The 19192-nt window shown below is 63.9% G+C and carries 12 protein-coding genes; 2 read left to right on the forward strand and 10 right to left on the reverse strand.

Going from position 1 to position 19192, the window contains the following annotated elements:
- Positions 1 to 17: 17 nt before the first annotated feature.
- Genes ACP3TD_RS13260 through ACP3TD_RS13270 form a run of 3 tightly spaced genes read right to left on the reverse strand, consistent with a single transcriptional unit; the run spans position 18 to position 6874 of the window.
- Positions 18 to 4871 carry an NAD-glutamate dehydrogenase gene (locus ACP3TD_RS13260; protein WP_426763442.1) on the reverse strand — a complete coding sequence of 1618 codons (4854 nt, stop codon included), beginning with the start codon at positions 4869 to 4871 and terminating at the stop codon, positions 18 to 20.
- 57 nt (positions 4872 to 4928) lie between these two features.
- Entirely contained in the window at positions 4929 to 6236 is a 1308-nt protein-coding gene (locus ACP3TD_RS13265) for an AAA family ATPase (RefSeq protein ID WP_426763443.1), read from the reverse strand.
- Positions 6233 to 6874, reverse strand: coding sequence for a hypothetical protein (locus ACP3TD_RS13270; RefSeq protein WP_426763444.1), 642 nt, complete (start codon positions 6872 to 6874; stop codon positions 6233 to 6235). The genes ACP3TD_RS13265 and ACP3TD_RS13270 overlap by 4 nt, the downstream gene beginning before the upstream one ends.
- 153 nt (positions 6875 to 7027) lie before the next feature.
- On the opposite strand from ACP3TD_RS13270, the gene ACP3TD_RS13275 reads away from it, so the two are divergent.
- On the forward strand, positions 7028 to 7243 hold the full coding sequence (locus ACP3TD_RS13275; protein ID WP_045729765.1) for a helix-turn-helix domain-containing protein: 216 nt from the start codon (positions 7028 to 7030) through the stop codon (positions 7241 to 7243).
- Between the two features lie 48 nt (positions 7244 to 7291).
- Here the strand turns inward: ACP3TD_RS13275 and ACP3TD_RS13280 are convergent, their stop codons facing one another.
- Positions 7292 to 7861: a hypothetical protein gene (locus ACP3TD_RS13280; RefSeq protein ID WP_426763445.1), complete on the reverse strand. Its 570-nt coding sequence runs from the start codon at positions 7859 to 7861 to the stop codon at positions 7292 to 7294.
- A 1166-nt stretch (positions 7862 to 9027) separates the two neighbouring features.
- On the opposite strand from ACP3TD_RS13280, the gene ACP3TD_RS13285 reads away from it, so the two are divergent.
- Complete coding sequence (locus ACP3TD_RS13285; protein WP_426763447.1) at positions 9028 to 9570, forward strand: Rv3235 family protein; 543 nt, start codon at positions 9028 to 9030, stop codon at positions 9568 to 9570.
- A 102-nt stretch (positions 9571 to 9672) separates the two neighbouring features.
- Here the strand turns inward: ACP3TD_RS13285 and secA are convergent, their stop codons facing one another.
- From secA to mtrB, 6 genes are all read right to left on the reverse strand, one after another.
- The gene (secA, locus tag ACP3TD_RS13290; protein ID WP_426763449.1) at positions 9673 to 12423 is read right to left on the reverse strand and encodes a preprotein translocase subunit SecA; all 2751 of its coding nucleotides are present in this window, start codon (positions 12421 to 12423) and stop codon (positions 9673 to 9675) included.
- An 82-nt stretch (positions 12424 to 12505) separates the two neighbouring features.
- On the reverse strand, positions 12506 to 13747 hold the full coding sequence (locus ACP3TD_RS13295) for a winged helix-turn-helix domain-containing protein (protein WP_426763450.1): 1242 nt from the start codon (positions 13745 to 13747) through the stop codon (positions 12506 to 12508).
- Between the two features lie 35 nt (positions 13748 to 13782).
- Positions 13783 to 14508: a ribosome hibernation-promoting factor, HPF/YfiA family gene (gene hpf / locus ACP3TD_RS13300; RefSeq protein ID WP_015937616.1), complete on the reverse strand. Its 726-nt coding sequence runs from the start codon at positions 14506 to 14508 to the stop codon at positions 13783 to 13785.
- A 199-nt stretch (positions 14509 to 14707) separates the two neighbouring features.
- Positions 14708 to 15556 carry a ComF family protein gene (locus tag ACP3TD_RS13305; protein ID WP_426763452.1) on the reverse strand — a complete coding sequence of 283 codons (849 nt, stop codon included), beginning with the start codon at positions 15554 to 15556 and terminating at the stop codon, positions 14708 to 14710.
- Positions 15557 to 15658: 102 nt separating this feature from the next.
- Entirely contained in the window at positions 15659 to 17374 is a 1716-nt protein-coding gene (locus ACP3TD_RS13310; protein WP_045729759.1) for an LpqB family beta-propeller domain-containing protein, read from the reverse strand.
- Positions 17371 to 19131 (reverse strand): MtrAB system histidine kinase MtrB, encoded by a 1761-nt coding sequence (gene mtrB, locus ACP3TD_RS13315; RefSeq protein WP_426767235.1) that lies wholly within the window; start codon positions 19129 to 19131, stop codon positions 17371 to 17373. Before mtrB ends, ACP3TD_RS13310 begins: the two co-directional genes overlap by 4 nt.
- Between the last annotated feature and the right edge of the window lie 61 nt (positions 19132 to 19192).

Consider the following 19192-nt stretch of genomic DNA (forward strand, 5'->3'; position numbering starts at 1 on the left):
TTGCGACGCCTGATTAATCAGCGCCGGACGATAGACCTCAAGAGCCTCAATGCTACCGACAGCGACGCCATATCGTCTGTTTCGAGTGCGTTGACCTCATCGAACATGCTCTTCGCACGGCTCAGCTGTTCGGCGTTCCGTGCCTCCCACTCCGTGAGCCGCGCCTCCGGTGACTGTCCCGCGGCCGTGGCGTCCAGCACCGCCGTCGTAATGTCCGACACCGTGGAGTACAGGTCATCACGAAGTGCCGCCCTCGCCAAGGCCTGCCAGCGGTCCTGCCGGGGAAGGCTGCTGATCCGTTCCAGGAGGGAATCGGCATGGAAACGATTGAACACCGTGTAATACGCGGCGGCGATGTCCTCAACCGGCTCTTTCCGCAGGCGGGCAATTTTTGCGATGTCCAGCAGCACGAAGCTTTCGAACAGTTCAGCCCAGCGCAGGGCAAGTCCATCCGGAAGTTCCCATTCGCGCGCGGCCTCGAGCCAGCTTCCCACCCGTTCCCGGTCCTCGCCCCGCAGGTAGTCCAGGACGCGTGCTCGCAGGGGATCCATGAGTGGCTTGAACTCAGCCACCACTTCATCGATGGGCTGGGATACGGTGCCCTGGGTGAGGAGCCACCGCACTGCGCGGTCAAGCAGCCTGCGGATATCCAGGTGGACCGTGCTCCAGTGTTCCGTGGGGAACGACGCAGGCAGGCTGTTGAGCTCCCTGACCATTACGTCCAGCTCGTAAATCTCCCGCAGCGCGACGAACGCCTTGGCCACGGCCACTTCGCTGGCAGACGTTTCTTCCATGACCCGGAAAGCAAAGGTGATGCCTCCCATGTTGATCATGTCGTTGGCAACCACCGTGGCGATGATTTCGCGGCGCAGCGGATGGGTGTCCAGTTCAGCGTCGAATCGTTCACGCAGCTGCGTCGGGAAGTAATCGCGGAGGGTCTGCCGGAACCACGGATCGTCCGCGAGATCGCTTTCCCGCAGTGCTGTCGCCAGTTCGATCTTGGCGTACGCCGCGAGGACTGAGAGCTCAGGCGACGTCAGGCCCTGGCCCTGCTGCAGCCGTTCGCGCAGTGTGTCCGTGGTGGGCAGGGCCTCCAGGTCGCGCTTCAGGTCGGCTGTTTTTTCCAGCCAGTCCATGAGGCGTTCGTAGCTGGGGCTCCATTCGGCAACCCTTGTGCGGTCGTTCAGCAGCAGGATGTTCTGGTCAATGTTGTCTTCCAGAACGAGGCGTGCCACCTCGTCGGTCATGGAGGCAAGGAATTCGGCACGTTCGGCCGCGTCCAGTTTCCCCGCAGCAACCATCCGGTCAACGAAGATCTTAATGTTGACCTCATGATCGGAGCAGTCCACGCCTGCGGAGTTGTCGATGGCATCGGTGTTCAGGATGACGCCCTGGAGTGCCGCCTCGATTCGTCCGCGCTGCGTCATTCCGAGGTTGCCGCCTTCACCGACCACCTTGACGCGGAGATCCCTGCCATCAACCCTGATCGAGTCATTGGCCTTGTCCCCCACCGACGCGTTGGACTCGCTGCTGGCCTTCACGTACGTCCCGATGCCGCCGTTGTAGAGAAGATCTGCGGGCGCCAGCAGGATGGCCCGCAGGAGTTCGGGCGGGCTGAGCTCCGTGGTGGCGGCCGGAAGGCCCAGGGCGTCGCGTACCTGGGGCGACACCGGGATGGACTTGGCCTGCCGGGCGAAGACACCGCCGCCTTCGCTGATGAGGGACTTGTCGTAGTCGTCCCATGACGACCGGGGCAGTTCGAACAGGCGCCGGCGTTCGGTGAAGGACGACTCCTCGTCCGGCGTGGGATCCAGGAAGATGTGCCGGTGGTCGAAGGCAGCAAGCAGCCGGATGTGCCGGGACAGCAGCATGCCATTGCCAAACACGTCGCCGGACATGTCGCCCACGCCCACCACGGTGAACGGCTGGGTCTGGGTGTCCAGGTCCAGCTCGCTGAAGTGCCGTTTCACGGATTCCCATGCACCGCGGGCGGTGATGCCCATGGCCTTGTGGTCATAGCCAACGGAGCCGCCCGACGCGAACGCATCTCCCAGCCAGAATCCGTACTCAGCGGCCAGGCCGTTGGCAATGTCCGAGAAAGTGGCAGTCCCCTTGTCCGCTGCGACCACCAGGTAGGAATCGTCGTCGTCATGCCTGACAACGTCCGACGGCGGCACCAGCTTCTCGTCCGCGCCTTCAGTAACCAGATTGTCGGTGAGGTCCAGCAGGCCCCGGATGAAGGTCTTGTAGCTTTCGACGCCTTCGGCCATCCACGCCGCCCTGTCGACGGACGGGTCCGGCAGTTGCTTCGCAAAGAAGCCGCCCTTGGCCCCGGTGGGAACGATGACTGCGTTCTTTACCGTCTGCGCCTTCACCAGGCCGAGCACCTCGGTGCGGAAGTCCTCCCGACGGTCCGACCAGCGCAGGCCACCGCGGGCGACCTTGCCAAATCGGAGGTGCACGCCCTCAACCCGCGGAGAGTAGACCCAGATCTCGAACATCGGGCGCGGGAACGGCAGGCCGTCGATCCGCGCCGGATCGAGCTTGAAGCTCAGGTGCCGCTTGTCCTGGTAGAAGTTCGTCCGCAGGGTGGCCTCAATGAGGTTCACAAATGTCCGCAGGACACGGTCAGCGTCCAGTGTCGCAACCTTTTCGATGGACGCTGACAGTTCTTCGCGCACGGATTCCTGGGCCGCCTGCCGTGCATCGGCATCCAGTGACGGGTCGAACCGTGCGGCGAAAAGGGCACTGAGCCCCCGGGTCACATCGGGGTTGGCGAGGAGGGTATCGGCCATGAACCCGAACGAATTGGTGTTGCCCATCTGGCGCATGTAGCGGGCGTAGGCCCGCAGGACGGTGATCTGGCGCCAGTGCAGCCCCTCCCGAAGGACCAGACGGTCAAAAGCGTCGGATTCTGCCGCGCCGGTCACAGCCGCGCTGAAGGAGTCGGCCAGGAAGCCTCCGGTTGCCACCGGGTCAACGCCCGCGGGGTATTTCAGTCCAAGGTCGTAGAGGAAGAAGTCGCGGCGGTCCGCGGTCTCGATTTCGAAGGGCCGTTCATCGAGCACCTCGAGTCCCAGATTGTGGAAGAACGGAAGGATTTGGCTCAGGCTCTTGGGCTCGAGCATGTACAGCTTGACCCGCGCGTCCTCCTCAAGCGTTGCGCCGGCCCCCTCGGGGAGATAAACGTGGACGCCCGGACGCTCCTGCCGTGCGCCTTCGGTGCGCTCGGCTGCCGCTCCGTACTTCTCGAAGCGGGCGATGTCGGCAAGGGCATCTTCCACTTCGTAGTCCACCCGGTAGCTCGCCGGGAACGCTTCAGCCCAGATGGCCGCCAGTTCCTTGGCTTCCGCCGCGTCGCCGCCGTCGCGCAGCACCTCGGCGATGCCCTCGCTCCATGACCTGGCCGCACGGACCAGCCGCTTTTCGAGCTCTCCGCTGTCAACGTGGCTGACGTCTGCATCCTTCGGCAGGCGGATCCTGAAGAAGAGCCGGGCCAGAGCCGATTCCGTCATCCTGGCTTCGTAGTCAATGGACACCGCCTGGAAGGTCTCGCGGAGTTCCTGCTCGATCCGAAGCCTGACATTGGTGGTGTAGCGATCCCTGGGCAAGTAGACGACAGCCGACATGAAGCGGCCGTAGATGTCGGGCCGGAGGAAGAGCCGGGTCCGGCGGCGCTCCTGCAGTTTCTGGATGCCGACTGCTGTCGCGGCGAGGTCGGGGACTTCGATTTGGAACAGCTCGTCGCGGGGGTAGGTCTCCAGGATGCCGAGCAGGTCCTTTCCGGAGTGCGAGTCCGGCGGGAACCCCGCATTGCGGAGGACAGCGGCGACCTTTTCCCGGACGATCGGAACTTCACGTACTGAGCCGGTGTAGGCACTGGTGGCAAACAGCCCGATGAAGCGCCGTTCTCCGTTGACGTTGCCGGCGGCGTCGAAACTCTTGACGCCGATGTAGTCCAGGTAGGCGGACCGGTGGACGGTGGAGCGGGAATTGGCCTTCGTGATGACAAGGGCACGCTTTTCCCGCGCCTTTTTGCGTCCCGTATCCGTCAGGTGCTGGATATGGGGGGAATCGGCCGCTGCCCGGAGCAGCCCAAGGCCGCTGTCCTCCCGCAATTCCAGGACATCTTCCCCGTCCACGTTGATCAGGACGTATTCCCGGTAACCAAGGAAGGTAAAGTTACCGTCGTCGAGCCAGCGCAGGAGGTCTTGCGCCTGCCGCAGTTCGGCAATCTGGGCCGGGTTGGCTACCTGATCAAGGCTTTCGGCGATCTGCAGCGCTTTCTGGCGCATTTTTGGCCAGTCTTCGACGGCGGCGCGAACATCCTTGAGCACTCGCTGCAGTCCTTCAAGCAGCGACGCTTTGGCTTCGTCGGAGATGCGGCTGATCTCGACGGCGATCCAGGACTCCATATGTGAAGCATTTTCGCCGGTGGCAATCAGATGGGACAGGCTCGGCATCGCCGCAGTGTCACCGCTGGAAATTCCGATATGCGACGGAACCCTGTTGACCTTGACCAAGTGCCCGGATTCCCGGTTGCGGGTGGCAACGAACATCGGGTGGATGACGAGCTTGATGGCCGCATGCTGACGGACCAGTTCAGCGTTGACTGAATCCACCAAGAAGGGCATGTCGTCCGTGACGACAAACACGACGCTGCTGTCTTCCTCATCGGAAATGGCCACTTTCGCCTGCCCCGGCAGCCGCTTTAATGCGACTTCGCGGTGGTGCTCCGCCCGCTGTGCCAGCAGTTCCTGCGGATAGCTGCGCGCGTCCTCCTCGGCGAGATGCTGGTAGTAGTCCCCCATGAAGCCTTCAAAGCCTTCAACGGAAAGGGCCTGATCCTCCACGCTGGATCCAGACGACATCAACAAACGCCTCCATCACACGATATGCGCTGCACCGTTGCAGCTCTTATGGCGAGCCTAGTCCTTTGCCCTGCGGCCTGCTGTGGAAGAAAATACAGAGGATTTCGCCTTTTGCTGGACGGGTGCACAAACGAGTTTGCGGATGGAGCGGCGAAGCGCTGACTCGGGCGACGATTCGAGCAGCAATGATCCTGCAAGCAGGGCCGCATCTGCGGCAGCGATGTCGTACGGCAGGAATGCCTGGAGCTCAGATGCCGGACCGTAACGCTCCCAGGCATCCCGCAGCTGCCGTTCGGGACCCCTGCCAACAGAGGACGACCGCACTTTGTTCATCACTACCGTGGGTGAGGCTTCGGGAACAGCGTTCTCCAGTTCAGCAAGTCCTTTGACCAACCGCGGCACACCCACAGGATCAGCAGCCCCGACCGCGAACACGGTGTCCGCCAACTCCAGTGCACGCAGGGTTGCCGCGTTTCGCCGCGGCGCCATGGTGTCAAAACTCAGTTCTTCATCCGCTTCGAGGCAGAAGCCTGTGTCCACCACAACAACGTCGGCGATCTGCCGCGCCCGTTCCAGGACGAGCGCCAAGGCCGGTGCCCTGAGCTCCGTCCAGCGGTCTGCCCGCGTAATCCCGGTGAGTACTGTGAAGGTTCCGGCAGTGGTTGCCACAGGGACGGCTAGGCTGCGGAGGGCGTCGGCATCCAGGGCGCCCTGGTCCGCAAGCCGGCAGGCCTGTGCCAATGCAGCTGATTCGTCGAGCAGCCCGAGCACCGCAGCGACGCTCGCCCCGTAGCTGTCAGCATCGATGAGGAGGACCTGCTCGCCATCAGCCGCCAGTTCAGCCGCCATGTTGGCGGCAAGGGTGGTCCGGCCCGGAGAGCCGGCGGGTCCCCATACTGCGATGATTCGTCCTGGTCCGGGCCCGCTCGGATCCGGCTCAGGTTCCGCGGCAACGGGATGCAGGGCTGCGCCGGTGTCCGCAAGGGAGCTCATTGCGGCCGCACCGGCCGGCGCCCCTGTCAGTTGCTCCACGGCGTCGGCGATCCGGTCCGAAAGTTCCGCAGATTGCACGCCAGTCAGGGCGGACGCCACACCGATCTTGCGGAGTCGCGCTGCTTCTTCGGCACTGTCGGTGAGGGCGATGATGGCCACGCCAACCGCTCCCAGCCGGTCTACCAACGAAGCCGTGAGGCCTTCGGATCCGTCTGCAACGACGGCCGCCCTGGCCAGCCCGCTTTGGCACGCCGCCAGCAGTTCGGGCAGTTCGGCGCATCTCCTGACAACTGTGACAGGGCCGTGCAGGCGTTCGAGTCCGCCCACCAGGTCTTCCCGGGTTTGCCCGACGGTGACTACAGGTATGCTCACTTGGCGCCGCCGGGGTTCCACACGACAGAGATCCGGGCGTCGTTGGCCTGGGCGCCCAGGATGGCCGGCATCCGGCTGTCCTCCACCAGCACCATAAGCACTGTGCTTTTGGCGGATCCGAGTGTTGTTGAACCTGCTGTTACTTCGGCGATTTCGGCACTCGGCAGCAGGAGCTTGGGTTCACTGAATCCGTTCCTGGCATCCGGCGGGGCAACCCAGACGTCCACGCGGGCCCCTGCGATAACCTGCGCAGGAAGGGTTCCGTCCACCGTAATGGCCACCGGCTTGCGGTCAAGGTCGTCCACCTCCCCGAGGCTGGCACGAGGGACCAGTTGGTCTTTTCCGATGCGTTGCACGGCCACCGCGCCCTGGGGTAACCCGGATTCGGCGGTGATGTAGTGCTGTTCCGAATCGCCGAGGCGCACTTTGGCACGTACCACGTTCTCCTCCGTCAGCGCTTCGCCCACGGCTATTCCGTCTCGGGCCGCGTAGACCTCCGTGGTTTGGTCTGCACTTCCGACCAGGAATACCACTCCCGCCACTGATGCAAACACCAGGAGAATCCCTACCAGCAGCCTCGGATCTTTCCACGAGGGGCGCTTCAGGCGTGCTGATGCGGCTGATGTTTCTGGAACCATGCCGTTTCTCCCCCTAGACATGCCGGCGGGACGTTCCGTGGCCGGACACCTCATTGTTGCGGGACAGACGCCGGAACGAAAGTCAAAGTCCCAAATATGGCGGAACTGTGGATAACGCAGTCGTGTACCCCGTTCGGATGGCAAAATGGTGGCATGCCCAGGTTCCTCACGCTCGCAGATGTTGCCGAGCAGCTCCAGATCAATTCTCCAGCCGCGTACGCACTTGTACGGAGCGGAGAATTGAAGGCCATCCAGGTTGGTGGACGCGGGCAATGGCGCGTGGAAGAGAAGATGCTCGAACAGTACATCGAGGAACGCTATGCAGAAGCGAGCAGGATGATTCAGGAGTCCAAGTCGAAGTCGGTCTGAGCGGGCGCGTGCTTCGTCACCGCCGGCCCTGCCGGGACCGGGCGCCGACTACAGTCCGGCGTGCTTCCTGGACCTGATGGCCGCAAGTGCGGCGAACGGCACAGTTGATACGTCTCCAACATGCCGGCTTCTCCGGGCCTCACCGGGCGTTACTGCCGCTACGTCCACATAGTCCTTGCCCACGCGGTCAATCACGCCTTCCAACCTTGTGACGCCCGTGCTGCCACCGAGGCTGATACTCAGCTCAGCCCTGTCCCTGGCGAGGGCCCGGAGCGAATGCGCCAACCCAAGCGCGCGCCGCACGACTGACGGTTCGCTACGAGCGAGCCTGCCCAGGCCTACGTAGCGGGCAACCGCCGGGTATGGAATGAGGACCTGGTACCAGTCTTCGTCAATAACCAGGGCCTCGGCACCAGCGTGGGCAAGGCGGCCACGGACCGACTCTCCGCTCAGGAGGTGGACCCCGAGCGTGCATCCAAGTACGCCGCGGAGCCTGTCGGACAATTCGATAGCCACCAGTTCAGCGCGGGTCCTCTCCCCGATCTCGGACTCCAGTGAAAGCCGGTCAGCTTCCGCCAGTTGGCTTTCCATGTCGTTGAAGAGTGCATCCCAGCGCATCCGGCCACAGTAGGTCCGACCGGGCAAGCCGTCAATTCCAATAAGTTTTTCTCTCCACCGTCTGGACATACGGTTGAATACAAGCGCAAACTGGGTCAAGCAACATCAAACTGCATCAAACGACATCAAAAGGATGAATCAATGATGAAGCGCGACTCCCACGGGATCAGACTGGACGCCCTGATGGCTTTGGCGTTGTTGGTCCTGGGAGCTGTGCTCGTTTTCATCGGATGTGGTCTTGTCCGGCAGTGGCAGGAGGCATCGGCCAGGCACCAGAGCACGTCCGCCGAGGACATCCTGGGAGCCGTCGCGCTAATTTCGGGCTCGGTTCTTGTCGCCTGGTGGTTTCTGTCTCTTGTGGCCGCCGGAGCAGGCGTGCTCCTGGAGCGACACGGAAAGGTCCGTGCAGCTTCGCTGACGCGCAGGCTTTCGCCCGCTTTCATGAGGCGTCTGGTGGTCGCAGCGGTCTCATTACAACTGGTGTCGGGTGCTGCAGCCAACGCCGAAACCTTAGCTTCGGGTCCGCAGTTGGCCCCCACGCAGGAGTCCGTCTCGGCTATGGAGGCAACCCCGGACCTGCCGGCCCCGCGCCCGGTACCTTCCACAGGTACGCCAGGCGATCCCATCCGGGACGCCACCTCCACGCAGGCTCCGGCATCGGATGCAGCCCCGGCTGCAGGCCAGCCGGAGCAGACCTTGACGCCGGGATTAGTCCCGACGTCAACGGGACCGGAAGAACTTGGCCAAGCAACGCCCGCTGCTGCCCCCATCACTGCGGACGCAAGCTCCGGCGCCGCGAATCATTCCCAGCTGCAGCCTCGATGGCAGCCCCGGACTGCCCCGCTGGTGGATCCAGGACTATTGGCCCCGCCCGCCACTCGCGAAGAGGCCACACCGGGTAGGGGGTCAGATCACACAACAGGAACTGTGGCAGTCCTGGCCGGGGACACTCTGTGGGACATTGTGCGGGGCCATTTGGGCACCAATGCTTCTGACATTGACGTCGCCCTCGAGTGGCCGAGGTGGTACGAAGCCAACAGGGCTGTCATCGGCCAGAACCCTGATGTCCTGCTCCCGGGCCAAGTCCTGCGGCCACCCTCAGCGTCCTAAGCATCCGCAACCATGCCGGCCGAGTGCCGGCACCACAAAAACCAAAGGGGAAAGCAATGCCAGCCGTGACGCCAATCCGTGCCCTCCAGGGAAGAACCGAAAGTAAAGCTGACAAGGGCTTCGACCCGCGCGCAGCCAGCCAGGAGACGCTGGGACAATCACAGCTGCGACAGGGGCAGTTGCGGGCCCTGGGCCAGGGCGGACAGGCCCCGCGTTCCGGAGAACCGGTTCAACTCCGGGCCGCGGACGAGGAAGCGGAAGTCCGGGCCCTCACGCGGGGAACGGTGCAGGCTGCCATGGAAGTGCTGGCCGGAATCCGGCCCGTCCATCAACTGGCCCGCCGGCTTGACCCCCGGTGCCTCGCCGCCCTCCAGCACCGCGCCGCGCTGATTCGGCGGGAAATCACCAGGACCGGAAATCCGGCGCTGGGCCGGCTGCACCGGAACTCCGTTGTCCGGTCAGTAAGGATTTGCGAGGTGGCAGAAGGCACCTATGAAGCAAGTGCAGTGGTGGTCGATGACGTACGTGCGCGCGCCGTGGCAATCCGCTTGGAGCGCAGTAAGCAGGTGTGGCGAGTCACGGAACTCGTCATTGGATGACCGTCCGGTTGGCCACCCGGACAGAGAAAAGGGCAGGGCACCGGATGCTGTCTCCCGCTGGCCCTGCCCTTGCCTTACACGTCGTCGTCCGCGGACGCTGCTTTAGCGCCGCTTCTTCTTGGCCGGACGCTTGGCGGCTTCCTTCGCCGCATCCTGTTCCGCCGCCTTCGCGGGGTTGCCTGAGCGTCCTGAGGAACGGGTTTCCACCCGGGTCTGGGTGCCACCGCCCTCGCTGGGTGCCGTGTACTGCAGCTGCGCAGGCTTTTCGGGGGCTTCCAGACCGGCAGCCCGGACCTGCGGCTCAACGTGTTCGGTGTGTCCGCCGGCGGCGTCCTCCACCACCACGTCCTGGGCCGGAGTCACTTCGACTTCCAGGTTGAACAGGAACCCGACGCTTTCCTCCCGGATGGCTTCCATCATGCTTTGGAACAGGGTGAAACCCTCGCGCTGGTACTCCACCAGGGGATCGCGCTGGGCCATGGCACGCAGCCCGATGCCCTCCTTGAGGTAGTCCATTTCGTAGAGGTGTTCCTGCCATTTGCGACCGATGACTGACAGCACGACGCGGCGTTCAAGTTCCCGCATACTCTCGGAGCCGATGCTTTCTTCACGCGCCTGGTAGACAAGCCGGGCATCCGAAAGCAGCTCTTCCTTCAGGAACTCCACCGTCAGCCGGGACTTTCCTCCGGCTTCTTCGATGATGTCGTCCGCGTTCACGCTCACCGGGTAAAGCGTCTTGAGATTTGTCCACAGCTGGTTGAAGTCCCAGTCGTCGCCGTTGCCTTCGGCAGTGGCGTCGTCAATGAGGGCCATGATGGTGTCCTCGACAAAGAACTGCACCTTTTCGTGCAGGTCGTCACCCTCAAGGATCCGGCGGCGGTCACTGTAGATCGCTTCACGCTGGCGGTTCAGGACGTCGTCGTACTTCAGGACGTTCTTCCGCTGCTCAGCGTTGCGGCCCTCCACCTGGCCCTGCGCCGAGGCGATTGCGCGGGATACGAGTTTGGATTCGAGGGCCACGTCGTCAGGAACGGAGCTGTTCATGAGGCGTTCCGCGGCGCCGGAGTTGAACAGCCGCATGAGGTCGTCGGTCAGGGAAAGGTAGAACCGGGACTCGCCCGGGTCGCCCTGGCGTCCGGAACGGCCGCGGAGCTGGTTGTCGATGCGACGGGACTCATGGCGTTCGGTGCCGAGGACATACAGTCCACCGAGGTTCAGGACCTCTTCATGCTCATCCTTGACGGCCTGTTTGGCTGCTTCAAGTGCAGCCGGCCACGCGGACTCGTACTCCTCGGAGTTTTCCTCCGGGTCGAGGCCGCGTTTGGCAAGTTCGGCAACCGCCGTAAACTCGGCATTGCCGCCCAGCATGATGTCGGTGCCTCGGCCGGCCATGTTGGTGGCCACCGTGACAGCGGCCTTACGGCCGGCCTGCGCAACGATCGCGGCTTCACGTGCATGGTTCTTGGCATTCAGCACTTCGTGGCGGATGCCGTCCTTGGCGAGCAGCCGGGAAAGATACTCGCTCTTCTCGACGCTGGTGGTACCCACCAGGACGGGCTGGCCCTTTTCATGGCGTTCGGCGATATCCCGGACGACGGCGTCGAACTTCACTGTTTCGTTCTTGAAGACGAGGTCGGACTGGTCGATGCGCTGCATGTCGCGGTTGGTGGGAATGGCCACGACGCCGAGCTTGTACGTGCTCATGAACTCGGCCGCTTCGGTCTCAGCGGTGCCGGTCATGCCTGAGAGTTTGCCGTACATGCGGAAGTAGTTCTGCAGGGTGACGGTGGCCAGGGTCTGGTTCTCCGCCTTGATCTCGACGCCCTCCTTGGCCTCGATCGCCTGGTGCATGCCCTCGTTGTACCGGCGGCCGGCAAGGATACGGCCGGTGTGCTCATCAACGATCAGGACTTCGCCGTCCATGATGACGTAGTCCTTGTCCCGCTTGAACAGTTCCTTGGCCTTGATGGCGTTATTAAGGAAGCCGATGAGTGGCGTATTGGCGGACTCATACAGGTTGGAAATTCCGAGGTAGTCCTCGACCTTCTCGATGCCGCCCTCAAGGACGCCGACGGTGCGCTTCTTTTCATCGACTTCGTAGTCCTTTTCGGGCTGCAGCCGAAGAACGACCTTTGCGAATTCGCTGTACCAGCGGTTCGTGTCCCCCTGGGCGGGTCCCGAGATGATGAGCGGGGTACGGGCCTCGTCAATGAGGATGGAGTCGACTTCATCGACGATGGCGAAGTTGTGTCCACGCTGGACCAGTTCGTTCCGGTCCCAGGCCATATTGTCGCGCAGGTAGTCGAAACCGAATTCGTTGTTGGTTCCGTAGGTGATATCCGCTGCGTACTGCTCGCGCCGGACCGCAGGATCCTGGTTGGCAAGTATGCATCCGCTGGTCAGCCCGAGGAAGCGGTAGACGCGGCCCATGAGGTCGGACTGGTATTCGGCGAGGTAGTCGTTCACTGTGACCACGTGGACACCCTTGCCGGTGAGGGCATTCAGGTAGGCAGGAGCGGTTGCCACCAGGGTCTTGCCTTCACCGGTCTTCATTTCCGCGATGTTGCCCAGGTGGAGGGCGGCGCCACCCATCAGCTGGACGTCGAAGTGCCGCATTCCCAGGGTGCGTGAAGACGCTTCCCGAACAGCAGCAAAGGCCTCCGGCAGGAGGCTCTCGAGCTTTTCGCCGTCCTGGTGGCGTTCGCGGAGCCGGTCCGTTTCTTCACGGAGCTCGGCATCGGTAAAGGTCTTGAACGAGTCTTCGAGGGCATTGATGGAGTCGGCATAGTTCCGCAGTTGCCGAAGTGTTTTCTTGTCACCCGTGCGGAGAAGTTTTTCGATAAGTGATGCCACGTGAAGATGCTCCCAGTCTCATGCCGCCGAATTCTGGCGTTTTTAGTCTACGGGAGAGACAACCTGCCGGTGCCGGTTTCCCTCAGAGCGGATCGGAGTCCGCGTTGCCGACGGCCCGCGCGAGGTCCGGCGCGAGGTCACCGGACGGCCAGACCTCCACGGACTGGAGGCCCAGCCATTCAGCCATAAGGCGCAGTTCCGCGGCAAGTTCGACGGCGGTGTCCGCCGGGGCGGCCGGCTCGGCGAAGGCGGCCCGGGCCAGCAGTTTTCCGCCTGCGCGGTCGGCCTTCAGGTCCACCCGGGCAACGATGCCGTCCCGGAGGAGGAAGGGAAGGACGTAATAGCCGTGCCGCCGCTTGTGTTCGGGCGTGTAGATCTCAATCCTGTAGTGGAAGCCGAAGAGTTCTTCCAGCCGGCGGCGCTCGAACACCAGCGAATCAAAGGGGCTGAGCAGGGCACGTCCAATGGCCCGCCGGGGCAGGACAGCATCGGCATGGCGGTAGACACCCCGGTTCCAGCCAGTGACGGTCACCGGTTCCAGGGCACCGCGCTCCACCAGGCGTTCCACGGACTGCGCCGTTGCCTTGACGGGTGTCCGGAAATAGTCGGCGAAACACCGGACTGTACCGATGCCGTGCGCGCGGGCGGCAGCCTCCGTCAGCCGGTCCAGTGCCCCGGCCCGATCCCCGGTTCCCGTGGGGTCCTCCCCGGCGCCCATTCCGGCATGCGGGAAAATTCTCGCCGTGAGGGTGTATTTCCGCTCGAATTGCTCTGACCGTGCAGCTGCGGAGACGAGCCCCTCTTCAAAGAGGTGTTCCAGGACCCTTTTGACGGCGTTCCAGTTCCACCCCCAATTGCCTGTTTGCCGTTCTTCCACGTGGCCGATCCGGGCGGTCAGCTCGGATGCAGTCAGTGGACGGCCACCGGCAAGGGTTGCCAGGATCAGCTCCGATATCGCAGCCCGTTGGTCCGGGTCCATGCTTCCGGCACCAACCCACGAACGTTTCTGCCAGAGCAGGAGGTCCGCATAGTGTTCCGGCCGGATGTAGCTGGCCTCGTGTGCCCAGTACTCGACCATCCGGCGCGGGTGGACAGCGGACATCCGTTGCAGAATGCTCCGGTCGTAGTTCCCGAGGCGCGAGTAGAAGGGGAGGAAATGGCTCCGTGCCAGGACGTTTACGGAATCGATCTGGACCAGCTGCAAGCGGGCAAAGGTGCGGCCCACCGTCCGTGAAGTTACGGGTCCGGTGGGCCGTCCTTTGTCGAGCCCCTGTGCTGCCAGAGCGATCCGCCGGGCCTGGTTAAGGCTCAGCGAAGCGGGCACCCCAGTCCTCTCTGTTGATTGTTGCTGCCAGCACCCTAAGCGGTTGCCGCGGCATCATCCGAACGGTAGGCGAGGATCTTTTCTTCAACCACGGTGTCTCCGGGTTCGCACTCGTGGTCAAGCGTGATCACACCATAGGTCCAGCCGCGCCGCCGGTACACGACGGAGGGGGTATTGGTGGCCTTGTCGACGAACAAATAGAAGTCGTGCCCCACGAGTTCCATGTTGTCCACGGCGTCGTCGAGCGTCAGCGACGCTGCCGGGAAGACCTTCCGGCGGATCAGGACGGGGGAATCGCCCGCCGGGATATCGTTGTCCACGTCGTAGGGAGACCTGTCGGCGGATGACGCGCTGGCCTCGCTCCGGTGGCTGGCCTCCATGTAAAGGGGCTCGTGGGCACTGGCCGGTTCGAGGGATGCGGTTGCTTCCCTCACAGCCTTGGGCGTGTGGCGTCCGTGATGGACCTTCTTCCGGTCTTTGGCCCGGCGCAGGCGTTCAAGCAACTTGTTGTACGCAAGATCGAAGGCGGCGAACTTGTCTGCAGCGCTGGCTTCGGCGCGGATCACCGGTCCGCGGCCCAGGACTGTCACCTCAACGGTCAGCTGGTCGCCTGTTTGCCGGGCATTGGTCTCTTTGGAAACCTTGGCATCGACCCGCTGGACTTTGTCCCCCAACGACTCAATCTTTGAGATCTTCTCCCCGGCATATTCGCGGAACCGGTCTGACACTGTCAGATTTCGTCCGCTGATCATAAACTCCATGGTGCCCTCCAAATGACTTCGGTGACACGACGGCGGCGCTTCCCTGGGCCGATCTGCCTGACAGTCGAGCCCCTCTCCGAGCCGCCATCGAAAGGTACATTCTGTCTTGGTACCCACAACCGACGTTAGTTCATCGTCATCCGTTATTCATCCTTTCCCGGTTTATTTTTTTCTAAGTCGCGGTAGTTTCGCTGCTGGCTTAGGATGGGCCGTCCGGGCCGCCCGAGACCGGCGGACGCGTTGCGGCGAGGACCACCGCCCCTGCCACCCGGGCCCCGTCGCGGTGCAGTGCACGCGCGGCTTCGGACAGCGTGGAGCCGGTGGTGAGGACGTCATCGACGATGATGCAGCGCCTCCCGGCCACCGTGCCGCGGGCGCGCCGCCGCACCGTCATGGAGCCCCGGACGCGCCTCGCCCGGTCACCCCTGTCGAGGCCTTTCTGGCCGCCGGCCGGCCGGATACCTCCGGGGGTGGCCTTGGCGAGGACGTCCTGCATAACGGCCCCGGGAAGCTGCCGGACCGCCTCGGCAAGAAGCAGGTGCACGGGGCTGAATCCCCTTGCCAGATAGGCGGCTGCACTGGTGGGAACCGGAACCAGGACATAGGGCCGGCAGTCTCCCGTTGCCGTCCGTACCGCGTCTGCGAGCGCCCTGCCCAGGCACTTCCGGAGCCGGTGCTGGCCGTGGCGCTTAAAGGACAGCAAAGCCCGGGCGAGTTCTTCCCTGTAGACGCCTGCTGCAACCACCGGCAGCAGGATCCTTCCGTCCACATCTGTCAACGCGGGTGCGGCAGCTTCGGCACGGAACGGTTGCGCGGTGAGCCGGCGTACCTGCCGGGAGCAGTGCGGGCAGAGCTGGTGGTCCTCGGCGCCGCAGCCCACACAGTCGGCAGGAATCGCCAGAGCCAGAAGGTCTGCCGCGGCTCCTCCCACCTGGTCGCCAAACCGAAGAAGGGCGCTCCGATGTTCTGATCGGTGCCTCACCGCAGGTTGGGACGGAAGGAGGTCAGGGTCTGCCCGGCCACTGCCGGGCGTTGATTCGGTGCTCACGGCTCAACGATTCCTGCAGCCGGCAACAAAGCAAAGCAGCAACAGGGCCTATGTGGACCCAGCCCACGCCGCGTTACCCATGGGCCGCAATACCTGCGGCCCCTACCCCGGGTACGAAGGATCGATGGGGCCCTTGATCTGCGGCGACCATCCGTTCCCAAGACGCTGGAAGATACCCTCTGACGATTGCCCGTAGATCTCCTCCGGCCCGTTTCCTGCGCTGAGCGCAACCAGGCCCGGCCAGGGAGCGAGCTGCTGGGGCTGGCCCGAGGTGAGGGAGAGTAATTCCGGCGTCACGTTGGCCGCCGCCGCCCCCTTCATGACCACGACCGTAGAGTCGTTGACCCAGGCACCCTGGTCCGGGTTGCTGTCGGTCGCCAGGGTGGTCGGCTGAGTCAGTTCACGGGGTGTACCGTCACCGCCGCGGATGATCCCGGCGACCTGGACCCGGGTCTTGCCGTTCTGTTCGGAAATGACCAGCGCACGGACGCCTTCCCGGGAAACCCGGAATTCCTTGACGGACCGTCCCGCCAGCCAGGCCGGCGCCAGCGTCACCGACGGAACGGAAGCCCCTTCAGCGACTCCGGTGGGGCGGAAGGCCACCACTTCGGTGGCCCCGTTTCCCCCAGGCCCGGCCGACCATACCCAGTCGTTGAGGCTGAAGGAGGGCCGGCTCAGGGTGCTCCGGGTCGTCAGGGCACGGGCCGGCTGGCCCGGGTTGATGCTGTACAGGGTTGTTCTGCTCTCATTGAGGAAGGCAGCGGTCTGCGAGACCGGGGATTCCGCGGGAAACCGTGGGTCCAGGGCGGAGACGGGCTGCATGTCCGGAAGGGGCGAAATCCTGTTGTTTTCGTACCGCACCAGTTCATTGCCGCTGACGGCGATCTGGCGCGAGGGGGCGCTCTTGTCCTGCACCGGCGGGAGGACCGAGCCGTTGTCCTCCACCCTCACCAGGTCCTGGTTGGCCCGCAGCTCGACATTCACGACGTCGGGCTGGCTGCGGAACGTCAGGGTGAGCTGCATCTGCATCCGAAGGCGGTCCTCCGGGGATGTCTCCGTGAGTTCCTTGGCCGTCAGGTCCACCTGCGCGGCTCCCGAAACTACGGGGACAGACTCGCGGGCGAGCTTGATGCCCGACGGGAAGGCGCTGGCCACCGCACCGCGAAGGTAGGGGGCCGGCCCCGCCAGCAGGGCACTTGTCATGGCCTTGACCGTCTTGTTCCTGATGAACCAGCGGACGTCGGGGACGGCGTAAGTGAACGTGGGGTCGTAGAAGTAGATGGGATAGGCGCCGTAGATCACCTTGAACGTTTCCTCGGCGATGGCGGTCCCGTCCGGTATTGCAGAGATACGCCATTCCCCGTCCACCTGGGTAACCGTGACGGGGATCCGTTCCACGGTGCCTTCCGGGGACTGGGTGGTGATGCCGTCGGCATCGACGGTGTAGGCCACATCCAATTCATAGTTGTAGACGTTTTCGGTGCCCGTGGCCACCACGCGCGCGTCCCGGTAAACGAGGGCTCGCTGGTCGGGCTTCCAGGACACGGACGAGGCCTGCGTGAGGTACTGGCGGGCCACGGCGTAGTCGTCCTCGTAGCCGCTGCCGGCGCGGTAGAAGTAGTCGATGATGGTTTCCGGTGAAGCGCCGGGTTGGGGTGCGGCCGGAAGGAAGACCGGCGCGTTCAGGTTGCCGGCGCTGCCTTCGCTGCTCTTGCCGACCGGTCCCGAGATAGGGATCCGGGCGCAGCCTGCCAGCACCACAACCAGCAGCGCCAGCAGGAAAGCACCGAGCTGTGCCGGACGGCCGCGGCCGGTCATGGGTTCTCCTTCGTCGTCGGAACCGGCGCCAGCCGTGCCGCTCCGGTTTCCAGGACCAGGATGTTCCTGGTGTCGGGTTCCCGGGGAACGCTGCCCGGTTCGCCCGTGGTGATGTTGTCTTCGGGTTCGAGCTGGACCGGCGAGTTGCCGATCTCTTCGCCTTGGCGCAGCGGCAGGGTAAGCCGGAAGTTTGCCCCGCTGCCTTTCCTCCCCCAGGCCTGCAGCCAGCCGTTGTGGAGCTTGGTGTCCTCCGCGGCAATGGACAGCCCCAGGCCGCTGCCACCGGTGGTCCGGGCGCGGGCAGGGTCCGCGCGCCAGAACCGGTCGAAGACCCGGGCCGCCTCAGCAGGTTCCATGCCGATGCCATGGTCACGGACAGCGATGCCGACGGCGGTTTCGCTGGCTGCGACCGTGACAGTCACCGGCCTGCCCTCACCGTGTTCGACGGCGTTCAGGATCAGGTTCCGCAGGATCCTGTCGATCCGGCGCGCGTCCATGTCCACAACGATGGCACCGGCGGGGGCACTCAGAACGATCTCTGAGCCGTATTCCGCGGCTACGGGCGACGCGCCCTCGATGACGTGGGCGACGACTTGGAGGATGTCTTCCGGTTCGGCATCCAGCACGGCCACACCGGCGTCGAAGCGGGAGATCTCCAACAGGTCCGAGAGCAGCGACTGGAACCGCTCCACCTGGTTGTAGAGCAACTCGGCAGACCGCTTGTTGATGGGGTCGAAATCGTCACGGGCGTCGTACAGCACTTCAGCCGCCATCCTGACAGTGGTCAAGGGAGTGCGCAGTTCGTGGGACACGTCGGACACAAAGCGCTGCTGCATCTGCGAGAGTGTGGCGAGCTGCGTGATTTGCTCCTGCAGGCTGGCAGCCATGTGGTTGAACGAGGCGCCCAGCCGGGCCACCTCGTCCTCGCCGCGGACCACCATGCGTTCCTGCAATTGACCGGCGGCCAGTTTCTCCGACACCATCGCCGCGTGGCTGACCGGGCTGACCACGTTGCGTGTGACGTACCAGGCCACCGCACCGATCAGGAGCACCAGCACTGCACCGCCGGCCCAGAGGACACTTTGGATCTCGTCCAGCGTCTGCTGCGCTGTGTTGAGGTCGTAAATCAGATACAGCTCATAAACGGTGCCGTTGAAGGTCACCTTGTTACCGACGGCGATGCCTGGCCGGTCCTCGGTGCCCACGGGGATCACGGTGGACGCCCAGTACTGGTCTTTGCCGGATTCCTGGACCGCCTTGCGGAGCTCAGGTGGGATGACACTGACTGTCAGCTGGTCCGAGGCCCGCGATTCCACCCAGCGGTTCCGTGGCTTGGTCTGCTCCGGCATGGCTTCGAAGACATAGCGGCGCTGGATCACGGAGCCACGGCCTTCCACCGCGTTCAGGGTGTCATAGACCAGCGTGATGACGCTTGACTGGTCGGTGACCTGGGCGCCGTCGAACGTCTCCTGGACCTGCTTGACGTTGTACCGGGTTTCCGATTCGGCCTGCGTCAGCCGTTCCTGGAAAAGGTTGTTGGCGATCTGGTTCGACAAGTAGGCGCCAACTACGGCGAAGGACGTGACGGCCAGAAACAGCGTGGTGAGGACAGTCCTGAACTGCAGGGAACGGCGCCAACGCTTCTGCAGGGCGCGTCCGACATAACGCAGTGCCGGCAGGAAACGGAGGATACCGGTTTTGACCAGCCGGGCCACCCTGAGGCTGACAATGACGGCACGCCGCTGCCAGATCCGCACGCGAAAGGCGAACTGCCTGAATCCGGGGCTAATGGCATCGGTGTGCTCCGGCGCCTGGTGG

The sequence above is a fragment of the Pseudarthrobacter sp. 1G09 genome, from assembly GCF_050038305.1.
GTDB lineage: Bacteria > Actinomycetota > Actinomycetes > Actinomycetales > Micrococcaceae > Arthrobacter > Arthrobacter equi.